Origin of the sequence: Mucilaginibacter sp., from assembly GCF_028288105.1 — a bacterium.
In the GTDB taxonomy this organism is placed as follows: Bacteria; Bacteroidota; Bacteroidia; order Sphingobacteriales; family Sphingobacteriaceae; genus Mucilaginibacter.
Genome location: NZ_JAQBOI010000053.1, coordinates 1 through 21,418, shown reverse-complemented (window position 1 = coordinate 21,418; position 21,418 = coordinate 1). Strand labels below are relative to the sequence as shown.

The window sequence follows — 21,418 nt, the reverse complement described above, 5'->3', positions numbered from 1 at the left end:
CATTCCAGCGTTCATCAAGCACTACGATCATTTTATTTACCGACGAAAGTACATACCATTGCTTTGTAAGCGGGTTTTTTGCTAACGCGGATGGATGGAACTTCATTTTTGCCTTGCCAATTAACGCAGCAATTTTTTGTACATCAATAGTAAAAGTACCGCTTTGGGTAATATTGCCATCGGCAGCTAAATTTAAGATATAGCCATTACATTGTTTGTTGTGGTTTACACCTGCGCATTGTTTGCAAAGTGCATATAGTTTGCCATCATCGGCATGCAGGCCTTCGTATTCGCCGGTAGGCAAAATTTTCTTAAATTCTTTAATGCTGTTTATTTGCCCGGCCTTAACTTCGCTTAGCGGGAAGCTAAACAAGCTGCCATCGCTGCGCAAAATAACAGCCTGCTCATTTAGTATAGCCACATCCTCGTAATCGCCGGTTTTGCCAAATTTTGCCTGGTTCACTTTTGCATCGCCCGGGCGGAAGTAAAAGATCTTACCTTCTTCGTCCTGCTCGGCGTAAAGGGTGCTGTTATCGCCTTTATTGAAAGCAATGCCCGATATTTCTAACAGATCTGTCCCCATCTGGTATTTTACCGGGTTGTTCAGATCGTATCCCGCCGGGCTTTTGCTACCCGTGGTTTTATTCTGACTGCATGAAGAACCTATCATGCCTATCAGTAACAGAGAAAATATCACGGCTGCTTTCATGCTTATTTATTTAAAGTTTTTAAATATTGATAGATGGCTTTTTGCGATTGTACCGCGTCGCCTTTAGTTTCTACCTTTACTTGATCTAAATGTGAATTTATTTCTACCGCTTGTACATTATCATTTAATTGAAGGTTTACCAAATGGGTAACCTGCTGTTTAATAACATTATCATAAACCGGGAAACAAACTTCAATGCGATGGTAGATATTTCGGTTCATCCAATCTGCCGATCCCATAAATACCTCGGGGTTGCCATTATTATTGAAGATGAACACACGCCCATGTTCTAAATAACGATCAATAATTCGTTTAATGCTAATGTTTTCGCTCATGCCTTTAACGCCCGGTATCAAACAGCAAATACCACGAATGATAAGCTGTATTTTAACCCCGGCCTGCGAAGCCTCGTACAGCTTATTTATCATCACCCTTTCTTCCAGGTTATTCATTTTTATGATGATAGAAGCAGGTTGCCCTTGCCTGGCAAAGGCTATTTCCCTGTCTATTAAAGCTAAAAATTCGGCTTGCAGGTTAAAACCTGCAACCAACAGGTGATTGAATTTTATCTGATTTTCTGCGGATGGCTTTTGGCGCTTGGCAAGGAAAAGGAACAGTAATTCTATCTCGCGCAGGATCTCAGGGTTTGTAGTTAGCAGGATATGGTCGGTATAAAACCTTGCTGTGCCCTCGTTAAAATTACCGGTAGCCAGCAAACCCGAGTAGGTAATGCGGTCGCCTTTGCGGGTTTTAACCAGCGCTACTTTGGCGTGCACCTTTAGCGCAGTAACGCTATAAATGATCTGTACACCGGCATTCTTCATCTTTTTAGCCCATTTCAGGTTATTGGCTTCATCAAAACGGGCCTTCAGCTCTACCACAACCTTTACCTGTTTGCCATTTTTAGCCGCGCTGATAAGGGCGTTCACAATTTTAGAATCGCTTGCTACACGGTAAAGCGTAACATTTATCTCTTCAACATCGGGGTTATTAGCCGCCTCGTTAAAAAAACGCAGAATGGTATGGTAAGATTGATACGGTGTATTTACCAGCAAATCCTGCTTAGCCATAACAGCAGTCAGGGGCTCATCAACGGATACAGGCAAATTAATGGCCGGCCATTTATCATAAAGCAGGGCAGGGGTATTTACCGGTAAGCTATTTAAATCTTTAAGGTTATGGTACCTGCCGCCCTCAACTGTGATGGCATTTTGAAGGCCAAAGTGCTGGATGATCAGTTGTAAGGTACGCAGTGGCATATCCGCCTGGTGCAAAAAGCGGGTGGCAAGGCCATTATCACGCTTTTGTAATTGCTGTTCTATCTGGTCAGATAATCCGCCCGGGTATTCATCCTTCAGATCGAGTTCGGCATCGCGGGTTATTTTTATACTGTAACAACCATCGATAGTTACGTTTTTGAAGAGTTTATCGAGATTGAAACGGATAATATCATCCAGAAAACAAATGAACTGCTCGCCATCACATTTGGTCGAAAAGAACCTTGGCAAGTCATCCGATGGGATATTTAACAATACCAACTCTTCCTTATCGCCGCCATTGCGTAACTGTATAATAAAATAAAGCTTGTTATTGCCGGGAAAAAAGTTGGTATCGGCATTTAGTGCCACGGGCTGCAAAAAGGCCAGCACTTCCGACAGGAAATAATCCGAGATCTCTTCCTTGAGGCTTTGCGGCAAGTCGCCGTTATATAAAAGCCTTATGCCGTTGTCTTTTAATTGGGGGATAAGCTGTGTGCTTAAGATCTCGCCAAAACGTACTTGCTGCTGCAAAACCATAGTGGTAGCCTGCTGCAAAATATTCTCCTGTTCATCGGCATCAATGGTTTCGCTTTTTTCACCTATGTTTTTTAAGGCCCTAAGTACAGGCATGCGCACCCTGTAAAATTCATCAAGGTTGGAGGAATAGATAGAAAGGAAACGTATCCGTTCTATTAAGGGTACAGTGGCAATGGTGGCTTCCTCCAGCACGCGGTGGTTAAAGCTGAGCCAGCTAATGTCTCGGTTAAAGTATTTGAAATCCGGCATGCTTAGAAATCTTTCCTATTATATATTGCCGAAGCTACGATGAATGCTATTACAGACGCTATTAACCCGTACATGAAAATATTATAGCCTATGCGTAGTAACCTGTATTTTTTACCTAACACTACGCCCTGCGCATACACATCTTTTATGAGGCTGCCGTATAAAAACTCTTTATCCTCCATCATTTTTACCATGCCATAAGTATAATCCTCTAATGGCATTTTGTAAAAGTTACCAAAAAAAAGCAGGTTCACCCTTTTTTCATCTACGTCAGATCGCTGGAAAATACCTGTGGGGATTGACGGCCGGGTAGCCAGGATAGAAAACGTCATGGCCAGTAAGCTGATAGATAACAGAATGAATGTTGGGATAATTAAATATTCGTACTCGGTAAGCTTACGCAACAATATACTGATAACCGCCGATAGGATAATGGAGTTAACCGTTATCATAATATGTGCTTTGTTATCGGCCATATCGCTCAGGCGCTGATGGTTACTTGAGCTGATCCTGAACATGGTTTCGATACCTTTATCCGGGCGCTCAACCTTAAGTATCTTCTCTTTTTCTGGCTTAAGTGTATCAGTTATTTTGGCTTCTCCTGGTTGTTGCATGGTTTCGGTATGTTTTTCAGCCGCCTTTTGTTCGGCCGCAGCAACTTTGTTTTTTAAGGTTTGGATGTTAGCTTGTTTGCCACTATTTAATAACACCTGGCAATAATCGGTATGATACTGGTGGCTTTCTAAAAATTTAATGCTTTTACGGCGCCATTCCAACTTTCCTATATCGGTATGGTTCAAGGCATTATATTCTTTTAACATTTGTTTGTCTTTCTTAAAAAAATCGTCTGTGCCTAAATGGAAAAGATCGGCATCGCAAACAATTTTTTCTAACTGCGTAATGGGCTTTTGCGGCATTTGGGTTGCCAGTATACAACCTTTTATATCAGCTATATCAGCCTCATCCACACTATGTTTACGCAAAAAGTTTTCTGCCAACACGGTGCTTTGGGCTTCGTGATGCTGAATATCGATCATGTAACCCAGATCATGAAACCATGCTGCTGTTTGCACAATAAAAAAATCGCGGTCGCTAAGTTGGTAATGGTTGCCAATTTGTGTGGCGGCGGTTACCATATCTTCGGTATGCTGTTTATCGTGATAAATGAGCTTGCTATCAGCGTGTGCTTTATAGTATGCTAATGTATATTCCCTAACCTGGCGAAGTAACTCGGGGTAATTCATGATATATATTTAGATGTAAGCAGATGCAGGTCAAACAATTTATTACCTGTGATTGACCCTTTCGGCGGTAAATATTATTTACTTTGGTATAAATATAAAATTAAATATTTAGCCCGTATACATGAAGTTAGCCTGCAATAAATACTTCCTGTTGTTTTTTGCTGTTATTCAGCTAATTACTATGCTGCCGTGCGCTCCAAGCTCAGTCGCTCAATCCCAAATTCAACAGTTTGATGACAGAATAATAATCAACCTGCAGGAAAGCCGTACACCGCCACAAACAGATGTGATGTTGTTTTTATCGCGCACAAATATGTATGGTGATATTGGCGTGCCTGCCGCGTTACTGGTAGGGGGCATTATTAGTAATGACAGCCAAATGCGTCAAAACTCGTTATATATTGCCAGCAGCACAGCGGTTTCTTACGGGCTTATGCTGTTGATAAAACATTTGGTTAAACGCCCCAGGCCATTTGTGCAAAATATAAATATAGTACCGGTTTATAGGGCAAGCAGCACATCATTTCCATCGGGCCATGCTGCCAGCTCATTTTCTACAGCTATGGCTTTATCAAATGCTTACCCCAAATGGTACGTAATAGCGCCATCGTTTTTATGGGCAGGGTCTGTTAGCTATTCGCGCATGTATTTAGGTGTTCATTACCCAACAGATGTAACCGCCGGGGCACTACTGGGCACCGGAACTGCCTTATTATTACAGCCTTTGAAACGATAACAGACATTTAGAAGTAAAGTTCAATTGTTTGCTTCGTAGTAAAGTCATAAAGAATATTTTAATAGTATTAATCAGTTAATATATTACTTAAATTTGTTTCAGAATTTGATTGGTGTTGTAATGAACACTATTAGCCCATGAATCTTAAAGCATTTGCAGATAGCCCCTTCCAGATACGCATATCATTCCATGTACTGATAGAGCGTTTGGAAAAGCAGGCCGCTTTGAAAAACGGTATGCGTTCTGCCATGGCGCAAGAAATTTTGGACGAAATTGAGCCTTACCCCGAACTTAGAGAAGGCATTACCGATACAGATCAGTTAATGAAACATGCTGATATCATTAAACGGTTAACAGCAGATATTTTCCCCGAAGTACTTACACTTAACGAGATAAAGGCCATAACGGTCCCTTTCCAGGATGTGCTTTTTAACCAGAGCCAGCGCCTGCAAAATATATTGGCCGAGGCTGGTTCGGCCTTTGATATTAATATAAGAGATTTCACCGAGCACCAGATCTATGTTAATAGCTGCTGTATCATCCTGAATGAATTTTACGGCACAAACTTTAATTTCTCCAGGTCGTGGTTTTATGATATTCCCGATGCTAAAGGTATAATGAAACATTATCGCATTTTATACAATGCAGATTTTATGGATCTGGTACCGGCACCAAATGCACCAATAATTACTGCTGAAGACATAGAGCTGTTACGTGATAATTATGATGACCTTGCTTTGTGGAAAAAGTATTTCCCTAAAGATAGCTGGATACTGAAAGGCTTTGCCATACTAAACCTTTTTGATGCTACGGTTGAAAACGCCGTTTCGGCTTTGAAAGGGACATTGTTAGGTGCAACTTATGGCAGTAATTTAAAAAATAATATTTTAGAAGTATTTCGTTCGATATACAAAATTCCCGATCTGGATATTGGTTTTACTTCATTTAATGATGTAGAGAATACGTTTAGTATCGCCACTTTTAACCCTAATCTTAAAAGTTATCTGGTACCGCACGATGTAGAAGAGCAATGCTTTGATACACTTTGTGGAACTTCATTATCAAAGCTGGTTGAAGAGCGTGTGTACTTTACAGTATCTGATGTTGCTAAATTTTTGCTGAAGGACCCGGGTAACACAATGGCGAAACGGTTTTTAGAACAGGGTATAGGAAGCCTTATATTGGCACCGGTGCTTAAGAACGGTCATTTATTGGGGATAATTGAGCTGGTATCCAATCGTGTAGGCGAGCTGAATAGTATTAATGCCAATCAACTGGAAATAGTAATGCCTTACATTACTGATACTATTGACAGGCAGTACAGCTACATGCAAAACCAGATACAGGCGCTTATCCAAAACGAATACACCACTATACACCCAAGCGTTTATTGGAAGTTTAAAAAAGAAGCTGTTAAATTCATAAAATATCGCGGGCTGAAAAAGGATTATGCCTTAAAAGAGGTGACCTTTACAGACGTATACCCGCTTTATGGGCAGATAGATATAAAAGGCTCATCAGATACCCGTAACCACAGCGTTCAATTAGATCTGCAAAACCAATTAACTACACTTATACCGTTACTAGAACAATTACAGCTCTCAAAAAACGATAGTAACATTGAGCAAAACGTACGTAACCTACAGGAGTTAGTAATGGATGTACAGGGCCCGCTTCGCGCAGATACCGAGCAGCACATTCAGGGTTATTTAGAAATGCATATCCATCCTTTATTAAGGGTCACAGATGGCTTTTCTGAAACCTATAAAGCCGCAATTGATAAGTATTTTGAAAATGCTGATAAAGGCGGCGATTTTCATCATAACCGCCGCAAATATGAAACAACGGTTGCCTTGATAAACGAGAAAATGGCCTTGCTGCTTGATCGTGCCCAAACGCAGGCCCAAGCCGTGTTCCCGCATTATTACGAGCGCTTTAAAACCGATGGTATCGAGCATAACCTATATATAGGCGCCACCATAGCACCGGCAAAGAAATTTGATGTTACCTATTTATATAACCTGCGCTTATGGCAATTACAGGTATTATGCGAGATGGAACTGGAACACCATTTCCTGAAAACCACCCTGCCATATCCACTTGATGTTACTTCGTTGATACTGGCGTTCAGCTTGCCAATCTCTATCCGCTTTAGGATGGATGAGAAACGTTTTGATGTTGATGGTACTTATAACGCCCGTTTCGAGATAGTCAAAAAACGTATCGACAAAGCCTTTGTTAAAGGTACAACCGAGCGTTTAACCGCACCAGGCAAGATCACCATTGTTTATACCAACCACGAGGAAGAGGTAGAGTACAAGAATTACATCCGTTTCCTGCAATCAAAAAAAATGCTGGATGATGAGATCGAGATGCTGGAAGTAGAAGACCTGCAGAGTGTATCGGGCCTAAAAGCATTGCGTGTAAAAATACGTTACAATACCAGTTTGCCGCTCCGCAACTTTTTTAGCTATACAGAATTGCTGCAGGAAGCCCCGGCACTCGCTATTTAAGCTTGTAATACATGCTTATGCCTCACTAACCGTTTAGCATCCGGTTTTTTCTTTTTGATACGGTTAAGCCACATCATAACCCCTGTAACCGGGAAAATAAGCGAAAGTAAACATACAATAAAGCTAATTATCTTGGTTGGCAAACCGTAAACAGCCCCTGTGTGTATAGGCTTTACTAAAGCCCTTGCCCGCTGACCCAGGCTTTTATCAGCAAAAAGCTGCGAACCTGCCAGCCTGCCGCTATACTGATCAATAAAATAGGTATCGGCTGTACTTTCGATAGCACCCTGTGGCAAAATATTTACGCTGAATGTACCGGTCGAATCTTTCGGGGTGCGGATAGTGTAAAAATTGGCTGTGTTTATTTTGCCCGATAAGCCCTTTAAAGCTTCATCAATACTTAAGGGTTTAACACCTGCCTGGTAAACCGATCTTGGAGGTTTGGGTTGCTCAATTTGTATGGCCGAACCTGTTACGGCATATAACGCTTTATTAGCCCATTTAAAAGACATGATCAGCCCGGTAGTTACGGTAACGATCAGGAAAACCGATGTGTAGAAACCGGTAACCAGGTGCAGATCATGCGTTAAGCGTTTAGTGCTGCCACCCCATTTTATTTTGAGGCGCTGCCGCATTATATTTTTAGTTTTTGGCCACCATAATATTACGCCTGTTATAAGTATAAACAGAAACAAAAGGGTAGCGATACCAACTATCAGATCCCCGGCGCTGTCCTTACCTGCCAGCAAAAAGCGGTGGTACATTTCTACACTGAATAAGAACGATTGCCTGCGGCTATACTGCCCAACAACCTCCCCGTTATAGGGGTTAATAAACAAGATCAGGTTTGCCCTTTCCGCTTCTTTAGGCTTTTTATCTTTGATATCGCCACCACGGCCTTTTTTATTTTCTTCGGGTTTCGCAGTTTGTTTTTCCTTGTTGCCTTTTCCTTTCTTTTCGGGGACTATAACACCAAATTCAACAGTACGTTCCGCATCATTATACACCATTATAGAGGCTGGCTTAGCTTTAGGCATTTGCTTTAAAGCCATAGCTTTTAATTGTGATAAAGGAAGCCGGGCGGCCTGGGGTTTTACGTAGTATCTTTCCGGGTGGAGGGCATGGTCTATCTCTTTCTCAAACACCAGCACAGTGCCTGTAAGGCACGAACCAAAAATAACTATGCCGGCTGCAAGGCTCAAATAAAGGTGAATAGTGCGGAAAAATACTTTCATATCTCTTATTTATTATGAAACCGGGCTTGTTTTGCAAGCCCGGTTTGTTTTATGGTATTATATATCCCTGTATATTAAAACCTATAGCTAAGGGTAGTTAAGAACTGCCTTGGCGGGATAGGGTTAACACTATAGTTTTCGTGCACATTCCAGTTTAGCACATTGCCAATGTTTGAGATCTTACCAATAATGGAGATCTTTTTGTAGGTATAACCCACAGATGCATCAACAGTAGTAAAATCTGGTACGGCAAGTAGTCTTGAGGCGGGCTGTGGCTGGCCCGGAGCCGGATTTGTAGCCGGGTACACATTGGCGAAGCCTGCGGTACGGTTGCCCAGGTAATAAACTGATGCACCAACCTTAAAGCCTTTAAGGCTGCCATCGTAAAAATTGTAGAAGATACTCGCGTTGGCGGTGTGCTTAGGCACATTAAGTAAAGGCTGACCCGGTAAAAAGTTGCCCGGAGATTTTGGCGTATTGGTATAACGCGCGTTTATGTAGCTGTAACCGGCTAACACATCCAATCCCTGGAAAGGGTGACCTGCTATATCCAATTCCACACCCTCGCTTCTGGTTTCGCCTACCAATGCCTTTAGGGTTGCATTAGTATTAGGCGTTACCCCATCCGGGCCAAAAGGAGCTGTTTGTGCAAGATTGTTATTTATTATACGGTATGCGGTAACATTTACAGATAGGTTACCATTAAGGAAATCATTTTTTACACCTGCTTCAAACTGGTCAACTAATGATGGGTCAAGCGGGTTGTTATTAACATCGGTACCGGTATTGGTTATAAACGAATTTGAGTAGCTGGCAAAAAGAGCGGTATTGGCAATTGGTTTGTAAACGATACCTACCCGTGGCGAAAATGCCTTGTCTTCCTTACCTTTAGCAAAAGCTGGGGTTAGGTCTGGTGTATAATACCCGGTAACATTGGTAGGGGATATGTACTGGTAAGACCAACGGATACCCGCTAAAACTTTTACTTTTTCTGATAAACTGATCAGGTCGTTAAAATAAACTCCAAAACGGTTAGTTGGTGTTAGTACACTGTAAATAGCATTCATTACAGGCATATCTAAGCGCTGCTGATATTTGTTCAGATCAAATATGTTGATCTTATCGTAAGTCGCTGATTGAATATTACCATTCTGATCAATGTAGCTTGATACGCCTTTTGAGTCGAGCTTACCATCTTTTATTGCTGCAACATAAGTGTTATTGGTGCTATTATATCTATCGGCATCAAGCCCAACTAAAATATTGTGTTTAATAACGCCGGTATTAAACTGACCGGTTACGTTAAATTGCGCTGTATAATAATCTTCAAGTGTTTTAGCGCGGTTTAAAGGGCGCGACCAGTCACCAACTGCATCCGGCTGTACACGCTCTGTGGTTTGGTACTGGCGGTCAAATCTTTGGTAGGAGAAACCTCCGCTTAATTGCCAAAGGCTATTTATCTGGTGGTTAATAGTAGCTGTTGCAGTAGTTTGTTTTGTTTTACCTACAGACCATAACGGGCTTAGGTACCTGCTACGCGGTACATTGGCAATAATGTTGTTTGTTTGCCCTATACCAAAATCTGGTGTGAAGTCATAATTAAGGTAATCGCCTTCAACTACTATGTTTGTTTTATCGCTGATCTTGTATAGTAACGATGGGTTAACGTAAAACCTTTCCGATTTCACATTATCGCGGTAGCTGTTTGCTTTTTCATAGGTTCCGTTTAAGCGGTAGGCTAACTTGGATGATATAGGGCCATAAACATCAAAGGCAGGTTTGTAAAGGTCGTAGTTGCCATAGGTCATGCTTACCTGGCCGCCTTGTGCAAATATTGGTTTCTTAGTAACCATGTTTAAAATGCCGCCTGGTGCAACGTTTCCGTAAAGCAGTGCTGCACTGCCTTTTAAGATCTCAACACGCTCCAGAGAGCTTATCTCCGGGGTGGCACCTGAGTTTACCCTGAAGCCATTTTTAAACATGTTAGTGCTCGAAAAATTGTAGCCCCGTGCACCAAAAGTTTCTTGTGTGTTACCACGGGCGCTATACAGGTAAATGCCGTTCGCGTTTTTTATAACATCGCTTAAACGTAACGATTGCTGCTGATCCAGCACATCGCGACCAATTACGGTAACGCTTAGCGGCAGATCAATAGGAGCAATGTTCATTTTGCCTATGCTAAGGTTTTTCCGGTTAATGGTTTTGGTTGATGATACAACAACCTCATTTAACTGGGTTGAGTTTTCTGAAAGTACAAACTCAACATTAGTGGTTTGGCCTTCAGTAACAGTAACCGTTTTCTGTTCGGTTAGCGCGCCTGCATAAGATATTTTTAAAGTATAGGTGCCCGGCTTTACGTTGCCTATTATAAAAGAACCATCGTCTATGGTGGTGGTTCCCTTATTTAAACCAACAATACCTACGTTAACAAATATAGCGGGTTGGCCATCGCTGGTTTTTACGTGACCGGTAATTTTACCGTTTTTGCTGTCATCATCATTATTTGCTTTAATTGAAGTAATGCTTACAAGCATTAAAAGCATTACTAAAGGGAATTTTAAAAGGTAATTGTGTAAGTATTTCAGCATTGTTATTTAGATTAATTCCAATTAGGCGCAAAAATAGACACGCAAATTGAAATTCCAAATATTATTTAGAATTAGTTTAAATAAGTTTTAAACAAATGAGGAGTACAGATTTAATGTGAAGAAATTTAAATATAGTGTACTGTATATGTTTTAATTGATACTTTTGCTTCGTGAAACTGCTTTGTATCATTTTTTCTTTCATTGTTGTTGTGTTATCTGTTAAGCCCTGCTGTACAGATAGTGATTGCGATGCCGTGGTAAAAACAGAGCATGCAGATACAAGCAAAGCAAAGGATTGCACAGGCTGCTCGCCATTCTTTTCATGTGGAACATGCGCGGGCTTTACTATTTCAAAAACAGTAACAGCAAGTTTATTATTAAGTCTTGTTAAAACCAGGCAGATCTATCCTCCTTATCAGCAGCCCGATATTAAGGAGATCTCACTTTTCATCTGGCAGCCGCCTCAAATAGGTTAATACACATTTATGGCCATCACAGGCCCGTTCCAGTATTAATTCTAATTCTAAAAAATGAAAAAACTTACTGTGCTTTTTATAGCGCTGCTTTATACCGCTATAGCCTATTCTCAAAATACATTTACGGCTGTACTTAAAGATGCCGTAACAAACCAGCCGCTTAATGGTGCTACGGCTGCATTGCAAGGCTCAACAACAGCCGCTACATCTGATACTTCCGGACTGGTCATATTAAAGAACCTGCCCAATGGCAAACAAATAATTATATTTCGCTACATAGGTTATATCAGCAGGCAGGATACCATCACTTTTCCGCTTACACAGTTGCAGTCCATGCAAATATTGCTGCAGAAAGAAGATAATGAACTGAACGAAGTTGTGGTATCTGCAACACGTAGCAGCCGTACCATTGCCAATATCCCAACACGGGTTGAGGTAATATCGGGCGAGGAGTTGGACGAGAAAAGCAATATGAAACCCGGCGATATCCGTATGGTACTGGCCGAAAGCACGGGCATACAAACCCAGCAAACATCAGCAACCAGCGGTAACTCCAGTATCCGTATCCAGGGGCTCGATGGTAAATACACGCAGATCATCCGCGATGGCTTTCCGTTGTACTCGGGTTTTTCGGGGGGGCTGGGGCTGTTACAGGTTGCCCCGCTTGATCTGAAACAGGTGGAGGTAATAAAGGGTTCTTCATCCACCTTGTATGGCGGCGGTGCAATAGCTGGGTTGGTGAATTTAGTATCAAAAACCCCGACAAATGAGCGGCAATTAAATTTGTTGCTCAATGGCACATCTGCCCGGGGATTGGATGCAAGCATATTTTACGCGCAAAAGTTCAGTAAAATAGGAACCACCATTTATGCGGCTTATAACCACGGCTCGGCTTATGACCCCTCTGATATCGACCTGACTGCTATACCCAAGTATAACCGCTTTACCATTAACCCAAAACTATTTTTCTATTTTAATGATAATACCACCCTAACCGCCGGTATTAATGCCACAGTCGAAAACAGGATAGGGGGCGATCTGCATTATATTGAAGGTGATGGCGACGCCCTGCATTCGTACTTTGAAGAGAACAAAACCGGCCGTTACAGCAGCCAGGCCGAACTGGTACATAAGCTAAATAGCGCCGAAAAGCTGATCTTTAAAAACAGTGTTAGTTTTTATGATCGAACCATAAACCTACCCAACTATCGTTTTTCGGGCGAACAGATCTCTACGTATACCGAGGCAAATTACATTCGCAATACTAATACATCTGATTGGGTTGCCGGGTTAAACTTCCTGACGGATAATTTCCACGAGAACAGGAACAGCAGTTTCCCTTTACGCAGTTACCAAAACAACACCATAGGCGCGTTTATACAAAACACCTGGAATGTAAGCAATGCTTTTACGCTGGAGAGCGGCATAAGGGGCGATTATCACAATCAGTATGGTTTTATGTTCCTGCCAAGGTTATCTGGCTTGTGGAAGATAAATTCGCATTTTTCTACCCGCCTGGGTGGTGGCCTGGGCTATAAAGGGCCAAATGTATTTACAGAGGATGCAGAACGTATCCAATTTAGAAATGTGTTCCCTATAGATGTAGCCAATACCCGTGCCGAGCGCTCATACGGCGCTAACTACGATATTAATTATCGTACGGCTATATTTGATGATAAGGGGAGCTTTAGTATCAACCAGCTATTCTTTTATACCCGTATAGAGCACCCTATACTGCTTACCCAGTTACCCAACGGTAACTTGCAATATCAGCAGCCACCGGGCGACCTTAACACCAAAGGCATAGAAACAAACATTAAAATAACTTATGGCGATTTTAAGTTGTTTGTGGGTTATACACTGGCCGATGTAAAGCAGCATATCGGTAATGTAATAAGTAACTACACCCTGGTATCAAAACACCGGCTAAATAATGTGCTGATGTACGAGATAGAAGATCAATGGAAGATTGGCGCGGAGGCTTATTATTTTAGTCCGCAAAAATTAAACGACGGCGCTACGGGTAAAGCTTACTTGACAACCGGCTTAATGGCAGAGAAACTATGGAAGCGTTTTTCGGTGTTCATCAACTTTGAAAACCTTACCGATACCCGCCAAACCCGCTTTGATACTATTTACACCGGCAGCATTAGCAACCCAACTTTTAGGGATATTTATGCCCCGTTAGATGGGTTTGTTGTAAATGGTGGTATTAAACTAAAGCTTTAATAAGTTTATAGATCATCTAAATTATCTGAAAATACGTAAGTAAGAAGTGGATAAAGGCAGTAATTTTTGGTTCGCCTTGCCGTTATAACGATAATAATGCAGGAAGCTGACAGCGATAGTATCGGCCAGAATGTGTATATTTATAATCTAATTAGTTACTATTGAATTCTTTTTACTTTCCGATCCCGGAAAACGAAAGTGAGCGCCTACTTGCGTTAGCTTCGTATAATCTTTTAGATACAGCCCCAGAAGATGATTTTGAGGAGCTAACCCTACTTGCATCCCAAATTTGCCAAACTCCCGTTGCCCTTATTAGCCTGTTAGATGATAAAAGGCAGTGGTTTAAAGCTATTGTTGGCTCCGATGTTTCAGAAACGCCAAAAGAGCATTCCTTTTGCGCATATACAATTGTAGAAACAACCGACATAATGGTAGTGAACGATCTTCGTGAGGACGATCGTTTTGCATCAAACCCGCTGGTAACCGGCGATCCTAATGTTGTTTTTTACGCTGGTGTGCCGTTAATTACCGAAGAAGGTTTTGCTTTAGGCTCGTTATGTGTATTAGACGTGAAGCCTAAAGAACTTACCGATGAACAGACAAGATCACTTAAAATACTGGCCCGGCAGGTATTAGCCCAAATGGAACTGCGCAAGAAATTGGTGCTGTTAGAAAAAGCTAATCAGGAGTTATTAGAAACCAATACCTTCATCAAAAAATTTGCGACTACAGCCGCCCACGATATTAAAAACCCGTTAAGCAGTATTTTACTTACATCGCAGGCACTGCAAATACGCCTGAAAAATACCGGCGATCAAAAAAGTTGCAATCTTGTTGCCCTAACCATCAACTCATCAAAAAGGCTGCTTACCCTGGTTGATGAAATGATGGCATACTCTAACACCCCCGCTTTATTATTATCTAACCAGCAATGTTTAGATTTAAATAAGCTGCTTAAAAATGTGGTGAATTTGCTTGATATGCCGCATAATATTACGGTTACCCTGCCTAAAATAGAGCATACGGTGGTATGTTCGGCAGTAGTGCTTGAACAGATATTTATCAACCTGTTTACAAATGCTGTTAGGTATAACGATAAACCACAAGGGAGTATTAATATACTTTTTAGGGAAGAAGATGACCGTTACAGCTTTAAAATAATCGATAATGGGGTGGGTATTGCATATGCTAATCTGGAAAAGATATTTGAGAAAGACGTTACGCTAAATACTACCGACCGCTTTAACAAAAAAGGGAACGGGCTTGGGTTATACACCGTTAAGCTGTTAATAGATAAACTACAGGGTAATATTTACGCCGAATCAAAATTAGGGGAGGGCACCACTTTTGTGTTTGCTATAAAAAAGAACCCATCGTTGGTAGCCACTGAACTTAATAATGTTCAATATCAGCAATAACATTATCTAACAGCTTGTTAAACTCCGCCGGCTTTTCTACCATCGGGAAATGGCCTGTGGCATGTATCTCCAGTAACTTATAAGGGATTTTCTTGGCTACTAAGCCCGTGGTATCGGTTGGCTGATAGTCGCTGTTGATGAGGTAAAGTTTCTTTTTAGCTTTTAATAGTTGGGCGGCATCGTTAAAATTATCCCATTCCTGGCACGCAATGGCAACGGTAGAGTCGGAATGAGCTACATCATTTAGTATGCGTTCCCTGAGGGCCTTACTGGTAGTTTTGTAAAATAAGCCTTTATTAAACCAATCAAAAGCAACGGCTTTAAAGTTCTTCTTCATTGCCGCCATAGCTTCGGCATATTCTTTCATTGCGTTTACGCTATCAGTCCAAGCTACCCCAACCGACTTAAAGTTATCTACCCCAACCAGCGCTAATACATTTTCGGGTGCGTCAACGGCTCCTTGCAAAACAATATTACCGGCCATTGAGTGGCCTACTAATATTACATTCTTTAGTCCTAACTGGTTTATCACGTTCTTAATGTCCTGGCCAAAGGTGGCGGTGTTCCATTTGGTCCTGTTCTTACCAGATTTCCCAAAGCCGGGCAGGTCTATAGTAACTACCCTGTACCTCTTACCAAAGTAGGCCACCTGGTCGGCCCAGTAAGTTTTATTAATACACCAGCCGTGAACAAACAGGAGGGTAGTATCGCCTTTGCCAGTATCGGTATAATCAATACGGACGCCATTGCTAACCAAACTGACTTTTGAAGTTGAACCTGCTTGTTTATTCTTTTGCGATGAAGTGTTGCAGGCAAAAATTACGAGGCACAAAATTGCTATGAACAACAAACGAATAATTTTCATGGTGTGTGTATTAGGTAATACAACGATAACTCAAAAAAATTATAACAGGTAATTTATGATCGTTGTTTAACTTTATTTAACAGTTAATCCCATACAATATACCATTTACCCTCGTCATTTTTGGCATAGCTAAGGCCATCGCTCATCTGGTAAACGTCGCGGCCTTCTGTGGCATTATAATAATTCTTCCGCTCGTATATCCTTAGTCCACCGTTTTCACGTTGCAAGTAAACCAGCAAAGCGTTCATAGATGGGCCTATCTCGTGCAACCATTGGTTTTCACCTTCTTTTACAAATGCCGAACTCATAACCTTTAATATTTGATAAATTACAACACTATTCGTGCCGAAAACTTGTTAAAAGATACTGATGGAACAACTGAGCTTTTTTGATGGCGGGCAAGGTTTAAAACTCCCCCTTGAACTGATGGACTACCGGCCCAACTTTTTTACGCGTGATGAAAGCGCCGGCCTGATGCAAAAGCTAAAGGCAACCATAGCATGGAAACAGGAAACTATCCAGATGTATGGCAAATTGTTAAATACACCCCGTTTAACCGCATGGTATGGCGATAATAGCAAAACCTACGCCTTTAGTGGCAATAAGTACCACCCATTGCCGTGGACCCCAGAACTGCTCTTCATCAAACAAAAAATTGAACAAGCTGCCGGATTAGCGTTTAACAGCGTTCTGCTTAACGATTACAGGAACGGCAATGATTCTGTTGCCTGGCATGCAGATGATGAGCCTGAGCTGGGAATAAACCCTATAATAGCCTCGGTAAGCTTTGGGCAGGTACGCCGCTTTGATGTAAGGCACAAGCAAGACCATAAACTAAAGTACTCAGTTGAACTGGAGAACGGCTCACTATTGATCATGAAAGGCGACCTACAACATAACTGGGAGCACCAGGTGCCCAAATCTGTTAAGGCGATGAAAGAGCGCATCAATCTAACATTCCGAATGATAGGTTAAAGCAGGTTTAAGAAGTGCTAATGTGAGCAATTTCTTCTTCTAAAAAGGAAGGGGTAGGAGCTTGGTTTAGCTGTTTGAACCGGGCACATAATCCTGTTGGTTACTATATGCCCAGGCACAACTGCTGCATTGGAAGTGACTGATATTCCCTGAAAAATATTTACTCGAATTACCCGTGAATAGCCGTGGTTTTACCCAAAAAATGACTTAAAACAGTATTAACTATAACGAAAATCAATAACTGTAAAACACTTAACTAATTTTTAATCAGGCGTTTTAATAATTTACATGAAGTAATAATACAAGTTAATTTTTGCCGAATAAAACGAACTGCATTTCAAATGCATTTTACCGTAATCAGTATAAAGCTGTACAACATACCAACAGGTATGCAAAAAAAGCACATATAAAAGCACTAAGATATAATTAAAATAATGTGTTATTTTTGTGAACGATCATCCTAAAAAATCCTGATATGAAAAGAATTACCCTACTTGCAATTTGCCTTGGCCTTAGTGCCATCACATTTGCACAAAGCACTATTAAACCAGCAGATGCCGGTGTAACATATGGTAAAACCGTTACTGCGGATAATGCTGTAAATACCGAAGTGTTAAACAAGACCTTAAGTGCCGATAGCGTTTATACTGGTAAAGTTACCGGTACTGTAGTTGAGGTTTGCAAAAAGAAAGGTTGCTTCATGAAGCTTTCGCAAGCTAACGGCGCACCAATCATGGTGCAATTTACCAACTACGAATACTTTATGCCGCAAAACATCGTGGGTAAAACCGTAGTGATTGATGGTAAAGCTAAAGTGAAAGAAACATCGGTTGAGCGTTTGAAACATTACGCCGCTGATGCAGGTAAAAGCAAAGAAGAAATAGCTATGATAAAGGAGCCTAAGAAAGATATTTCTATTATGGCCGATGGCGTGCTGGTAGTGAAATAAACTGAAAGGCACTTGAATATACGAAGCCCGTAAACTGTGTTTACGGGCTTTTTTGTTTGCCAAACCATCCAATTTTCATTTTTTTGGACGGATATACAAATGAATTATATAATTTCAGCCAACTTATCTAAGAAAAACATCCTTAATACTATGAGCGGTTTATTGTCAAAAAACTTTAAAGGCGGCGCGGTACTATCACTCGGCGAGTTGCTGTTAAGGATCAGTCCGGATGCCGACGGTAATTGGCTGGACAATAGTATACTGCCATTTTACGTAGGTGGTGCCGAACTCAACGTGGCAACAGCCCTGGCTTTATGGGATGTGCCATCTAAATACTTTACCGCTCTGCCAAAGAACGGTCTTTCAGAGCAGATCATCAGTTATCTTAACAAAAAGAATATAGACACTTCGCCTGTACACTATCATGGAAACAGGTTAGGCCTTTACTTCCTTACCAAAGGGAAAGACCTAAAGCATGATGCCCTCATTTATGACCGTGCAAATTCGGCCTTTGCCGATCTGCAACCCGGTATGATCGACTGGGACAAAGTGTTGGATGGGGTAACCTGGTTTCATTTTAGCGCTATTTGTCCGGCTATTAATCAGCAGGTAGCGGATGTATGCCTGGAAGCTTTACAAGCGGCTTCAAGCAAAGGTATCACGATATCAGTTGATTTAAATTATCGCTCTAAGTTATGGCAGTACGGCAAAGAACCACAAGAGGTTATGCCCGGATTGGTAAAGTACTGTGACGTGATAATGGGTAATATTTGGGCAGCCGAAAAAATGTTAGGTATTGAGGTTTTGGGCGACATTCATGAATCGGGGCAAAAGAGTATTTACCTGAAAGAAGCTCTGTCGTCGTCAAAACGAATAGCAGAGCAATATCCAAAATGCAAAGCCGTAGCCAATACTTTCCGTTTTGACGAATGGGATGATATTGATTACTACACCAGTTTATACACCAATGGCGGGTTTTACAGCTCGCATGAATATAACACCCGGCAGAAAGTTGATAAAGTTGGTACCGGCGATTGTTTTATGGCCGGGCTTATATATGGCTTCTACAATAATCAATCTGCGCAGCAAACACTTGAATTTGCAACAGCCGCGGCATTCCAGAAACTATTTATTACCAGTGATGCTACCACAAATACCGTTGACGAAATTATTAAAGCGATAAAGTATGAATAATAAAGAGATAGTTTTAGATACCATTTTATCGCAAGGCATGCTGCCTTTATTCTTCTATGAAGATGCCGACGTGAGCCTGGAGGTGATACGCACAATGTACCGGGCAGGTGTTAGGGTGTTGGAATATACAAACAGGGGCAAGGAAGCGCTAAGCAATTTTTATAGCATTAAAAAAGCTGTAAAGGCCGAAATGCCGGATATGCATTTAGGTATCGGCACCATAAAAACCGGTTTAGAGGCAGAGGCTTTCGTTGAAGCCGGGGCAGATTTCATTGTATCGCCTATAATAGATAGCGAGGTTGCCCGGGTAGCCGGTAATCATGGTAAGCTTTGGATCCCCGGTTGTATGACCCCAACTGAGATTCATGTTGCCCAACAGCATAAAGCGCGGTTGATAAAGATATTTCCGGCCAACATTGTTGGTCCGGCGTTTATATCCTCTATCAGGGAGCTATTTCCGGGGCAATTATTCATACCAACCGGCGGGGTAGAGATAGAGGCTGGTAACATCGCGGAATGGTTCAGGTCTGGGGTATGTGCTGTGGGCATGGGCAGCAAATTGGTGAGCCGTAATGTATTGGATAAACGCCTGTACGACCAGTTGTATAATGATACCGTAAAAGCATTGGAACTGGTCCAATTGAGCAAATAATTATATTTACCACAGAGTGAACAGAGATTCTCTCAGTGCTCTCTGTGGTAAAAAAGAAATCCTACTTTTGTCCCCATGGATCAAAAATCAAATGACCCCCTGCACGGCAAAACCTTAGAAGCTATCCTGAATGCCCTGGTAGCCCATTTGGGTTGGGGAGAGATGGGTTATCGTATCCGTATCAACTGCTTTATGGATAATCCCAGTGTTGGTTCCAGTCTTAAGTTTTTGCGTAAAACCCCATGGGCACGAAAAAAGGTGGAAAACCTATACATCGAGTTTTATAAAGAAATTGAGGGATAATTTCGCACAAAAAAGGCCGCCTGAGGCAGCCTTTAAATATCATATCATAAACTATCACATACTGCCCTCTACACTCGCGAATTGCATCATTAAACCCACTTTTCCCTCCTTATTAAATACCCATACTTCATGTGTGCCTGTTTTAACCTGTTTCCCGGTTTTATCAGTATATTCTTCAGATCCCCAAACACAAACAATGTTTTCATTCTTGTCACTTTTTAAACTCAGCCAGGCATGTAATTTCACCTTATAGTTTTGCATGGAGCTTCTATACTCCTTTGCACTCTTTAAATTCTCTGCCTTACCCTTTACTACAGCCCCGTTTGAAAGCATCATGGTCACCGTGTCTGCTAAGAAATCCGCGTGCGAATCCAATGTATTATTTTCAAAGTCTTTCCAAAGCGTCAAAATTTTATCTGAATACGTTGGACTGGCAATAGTAAACTTTGACGAATAGCTGGCAGTATAACCGCCGTTTGCCTGACTCATTGCCACAAATGGCACGGACAGAAAAAGAAACAAAAAGAGCTTTTTCATGATTTTAGGATTTAAATGTTTGTAACATATTTATTACATTAAAATTAATGATTTAAATCCTTAATTATCAAATTTTTACAATCGTTATTTGATCAAAAAAATACACAGTTTTGAGACAATTTGAAAGGCGTTTGTACAACCTGTGGAGTCCTCATTGATAATCAATAGGAAAGGTTCAATTTAAGTAATGGCGGAAAAGTAATGTTGTGAGATTCTCTCCCAACAGGGGAGGCGCAGGGAGTGATTTAATAAGGCGATATTGGAAAGATGCTAAACCCCTTCCTGCCACTACACCATCAAACACACTCCTCTCATGGGGAGGGAGTTAAATTGGCCTGTTAGCCACTGTTGGTGTTGTCACCAACAATCAATGTCTACTCTTATAACGTATAAGGAAAGCAACAGGTTTTTAAGGAAGCTCCGATGGAGCTAAGGCACGGGTTAATGCCAATACTATAAACAGGGTGTCCCTACGGGACATTTCTCAACAAGCAGTTCCGTAGGAACTACCTGTTTATAGAATACTAAATAAACGAGTTTTAACTCCAGGGGAGTTACCTGTCGCCTCAAAAATATTTAACTCTTGCAACCCTGCTTCAAACCTTAACCGTGCTTTTTCTTCATGTTCATTTTGGCTTTGGTGCCCGAACTGTAATTGTAGGTTTTTGAATTTTCCGGTTTTTTCTCGTGGAAAGCTTCGCCGGGTACATATTGGTTAGGATCTGGCTTAACAACCTTCTTTACCTTTTC

General features: G+C 41.4%; 18 protein-coding genes. 10 read left to right on the top strand and 8 right to left on the bottom strand.

Features of this window, described 5'->3' with window-relative positions; genetic code table 11:
* The 3 genes from JWQ85_RS03705 to JWQ85_RS03695 form a co-directional block, all read right to left on the bottom strand.
* Nucleotides 1-709 (bottom strand): SdiA-regulated family protein (locus JWQ85_RS03705; protein WP_299464131.1); only part of this gene is annotated, 709 nt, incomplete at its 3' end.
* Between the two features lie 2 nt (nt 710-711).
* Nucleotides 712-2,754 (bottom strand): polyphosphate kinase 1, encoded by a 2,043-nt coding sequence (ppk1, locus tag JWQ85_RS03700; protein ID WP_299464128.1) that lies wholly within the window; start codon nt 2,752-2,754, stop codon nt 712-714.
* 2 nt (nt 2,755-2,756) lie between these two features.
* Complete coding sequence (locus JWQ85_RS03695) at nt 2,757-3,998, bottom strand: Pycsar system effector family protein (RefSeq protein ID WP_299464125.1); 1,242 nt, start codon at nt 3,996-3,998, stop codon at nt 2,757-2,759.
* Between the two features lie 121 nt (nt 3,999-4,119).
* Here JWQ85_RS03695 and JWQ85_RS03690 point away from each other — a divergent pair, with 121 nt between their 5' ends.
* Both JWQ85_RS03690 and JWQ85_RS03685 read left to right on the top strand, forming a co-directional pair.
* Complete coding sequence (locus tag JWQ85_RS03690) at nt 4,120-4,734, top strand: phosphatase PAP2 family protein (RefSeq protein WP_299464122.1); 615 nt, start codon at nt 4,120-4,122, stop codon at nt 4,732-4,734.
* A 137-nt stretch (nt 4,735-4,871) separates the two neighbouring features.
* Nucleotides 4,872-7,247 (top strand): GAF domain-containing protein, encoded by a 2,376-nt coding sequence (locus JWQ85_RS03685; protein ID WP_299464119.1) that lies wholly within the window; start codon nt 4,872-4,874, stop codon nt 7,245-7,247.
* Here JWQ85_RS03685 and JWQ85_RS03680 read toward each other — a convergent pair.
* Together JWQ85_RS03680 and JWQ85_RS03675 are read right to left on the bottom strand one after the other, a co-directional pair.
* Nucleotides 7,244-8,482 (bottom strand): PepSY domain-containing protein, encoded by a 1,239-nt coding sequence (locus JWQ85_RS03680; protein WP_299464116.1) that lies wholly within the window; start codon nt 8,480-8,482, stop codon nt 7,244-7,246. The genes JWQ85_RS03685 and JWQ85_RS03680 overlap by 4 nt on opposite strands.
* A 74-nt stretch (nt 8,483-8,556) precedes the next feature.
* On the bottom strand, nt 8,557-11,070 hold the full coding sequence (locus tag JWQ85_RS03675) for a TonB-dependent receptor (RefSeq protein WP_299464113.1): 2,514 nt from the start codon (nt 11,068-11,070) through the stop codon (nt 8,557-8,559).
* Nucleotides 11,071-11,240: 170 nt separating this feature from the next.
* Between JWQ85_RS03675 and JWQ85_RS03670 the strand changes: the two genes are divergently transcribed.
* The 3 genes from JWQ85_RS03670 to JWQ85_RS03660 all read left to right on the top strand — a co-directional run bounded on the left by JWQ85_RS03670 (nt 11,241) and on the right by JWQ85_RS03660 (nt 15,193).
* Nucleotides 11,241-11,546, top strand: coding sequence for a DUF6660 family protein (locus JWQ85_RS03670; protein WP_299464110.1), 306 nt, complete (start codon nt 11,241-11,243; stop codon nt 11,544-11,546).
* A 54-nt stretch (nt 11,547-11,600) separates the two neighbouring features.
* A complete protein-coding gene (locus JWQ85_RS03665) occupies nt 11,601-13,775 on the top strand; it encodes a TonB-dependent receptor (protein ID WP_299464107.1) in 2,175 nt (724 codons plus the stop codon).
* 161 nt (nt 13,776-13,936) lie between these two features.
* Entirely contained in the window at nt 13,937-15,193 is a 1,257-nt protein-coding gene (locus JWQ85_RS03660) for a GAF domain-containing sensor histidine kinase (RefSeq protein WP_299464104.1), read from the top strand.
* Here JWQ85_RS03660 and JWQ85_RS03655 read toward each other — a convergent pair.
* Both JWQ85_RS03655 and JWQ85_RS03650 read right to left on the bottom strand, forming a co-directional pair.
* Nucleotides 15,168-16,058: an alpha/beta hydrolase gene (locus JWQ85_RS03655; RefSeq protein ID WP_299464101.1), complete on the bottom strand. Its 891-nt coding sequence runs from the start codon at nt 16,056-16,058 to the stop codon at nt 15,168-15,170. The two genes, JWQ85_RS03660 and JWQ85_RS03655, sit on opposite strands and share 26 nt — an antisense overlap.
* A gap of 83 nt (nt 16,059-16,141) precedes the next feature.
* Nucleotides 16,142-16,366 carry a hypothetical protein gene (locus JWQ85_RS03650; protein WP_299464098.1) on the bottom strand — a complete coding sequence of 75 codons (225 nt, stop codon included), beginning with the start codon at nt 16,364-16,366 and terminating at the stop codon, nt 16,142-16,144.
* Nucleotides 16,367-16,427: 61 nt separating this feature from the next.
* Here JWQ85_RS03650 and JWQ85_RS03645 point away from each other — a divergent pair, with 61 nt between their 5' ends.
* The 5 genes from JWQ85_RS03645 (at nt 16,428) to JWQ85_RS03625 (ending at nt 20,131) form a co-directional block, all read left to right on the top strand.
* Nucleotides 16,428-17,033, top strand: coding sequence for an alpha-ketoglutarate-dependent dioxygenase AlkB (locus tag JWQ85_RS03645; protein ID WP_299464096.1), 606 nt, complete (start codon nt 16,428-16,430; stop codon nt 17,031-17,033).
* A gap of 475 nt (nt 17,034-17,508) precedes the next feature.
* Nucleotides 17,509-17,982 (top strand): DUF4920 domain-containing protein, encoded by a 474-nt coding sequence (locus JWQ85_RS03640; protein WP_299464093.1) that lies wholly within the window; start codon nt 17,509-17,511, stop codon nt 17,980-17,982.
* A 150-nt stretch (nt 17,983-18,132) separates the two neighbouring features.
* Nucleotides 18,133-19,176 (top strand): sugar kinase, encoded by a 1,044-nt coding sequence (locus tag JWQ85_RS03635; protein ID WP_299464090.1) that lies wholly within the window; start codon nt 18,133-18,135, stop codon nt 19,174-19,176.
* Nucleotides 19,169-19,828, top strand: coding sequence for a bifunctional 4-hydroxy-2-oxoglutarate aldolase/2-dehydro-3-deoxy-phosphogluconate aldolase (locus JWQ85_RS03630; protein WP_299464088.1), 660 nt, complete (start codon nt 19,169-19,171; stop codon nt 19,826-19,828). The genes JWQ85_RS03635 and JWQ85_RS03630 overlap by 8 nt, the downstream gene beginning before the upstream one ends.
* A gap of 75 nt (nt 19,829-19,903) precedes the next feature.
* Nucleotides 19,904-20,131: a VF530 family protein gene (locus tag JWQ85_RS03625; protein ID WP_299464085.1), complete on the top strand. Its 228-nt coding sequence runs from the start codon at nt 19,904-19,906 to the stop codon at nt 20,129-20,131.
* Between the two features lie 54 nt (nt 20,132-20,185).
* Here the strand turns inward: JWQ85_RS03625 and JWQ85_RS03620 are convergent, their stop codons facing one another.
* Nucleotides 20,186-20,668, bottom strand: a complete 483-nt coding sequence (locus JWQ85_RS03620; protein WP_299464082.1) for a hypothetical protein — start codon at nt 20,666-20,668, stop codon at nt 20,186-20,188.
* Nucleotides 20,669-21,418: the final 750 nt, after the last annotated feature.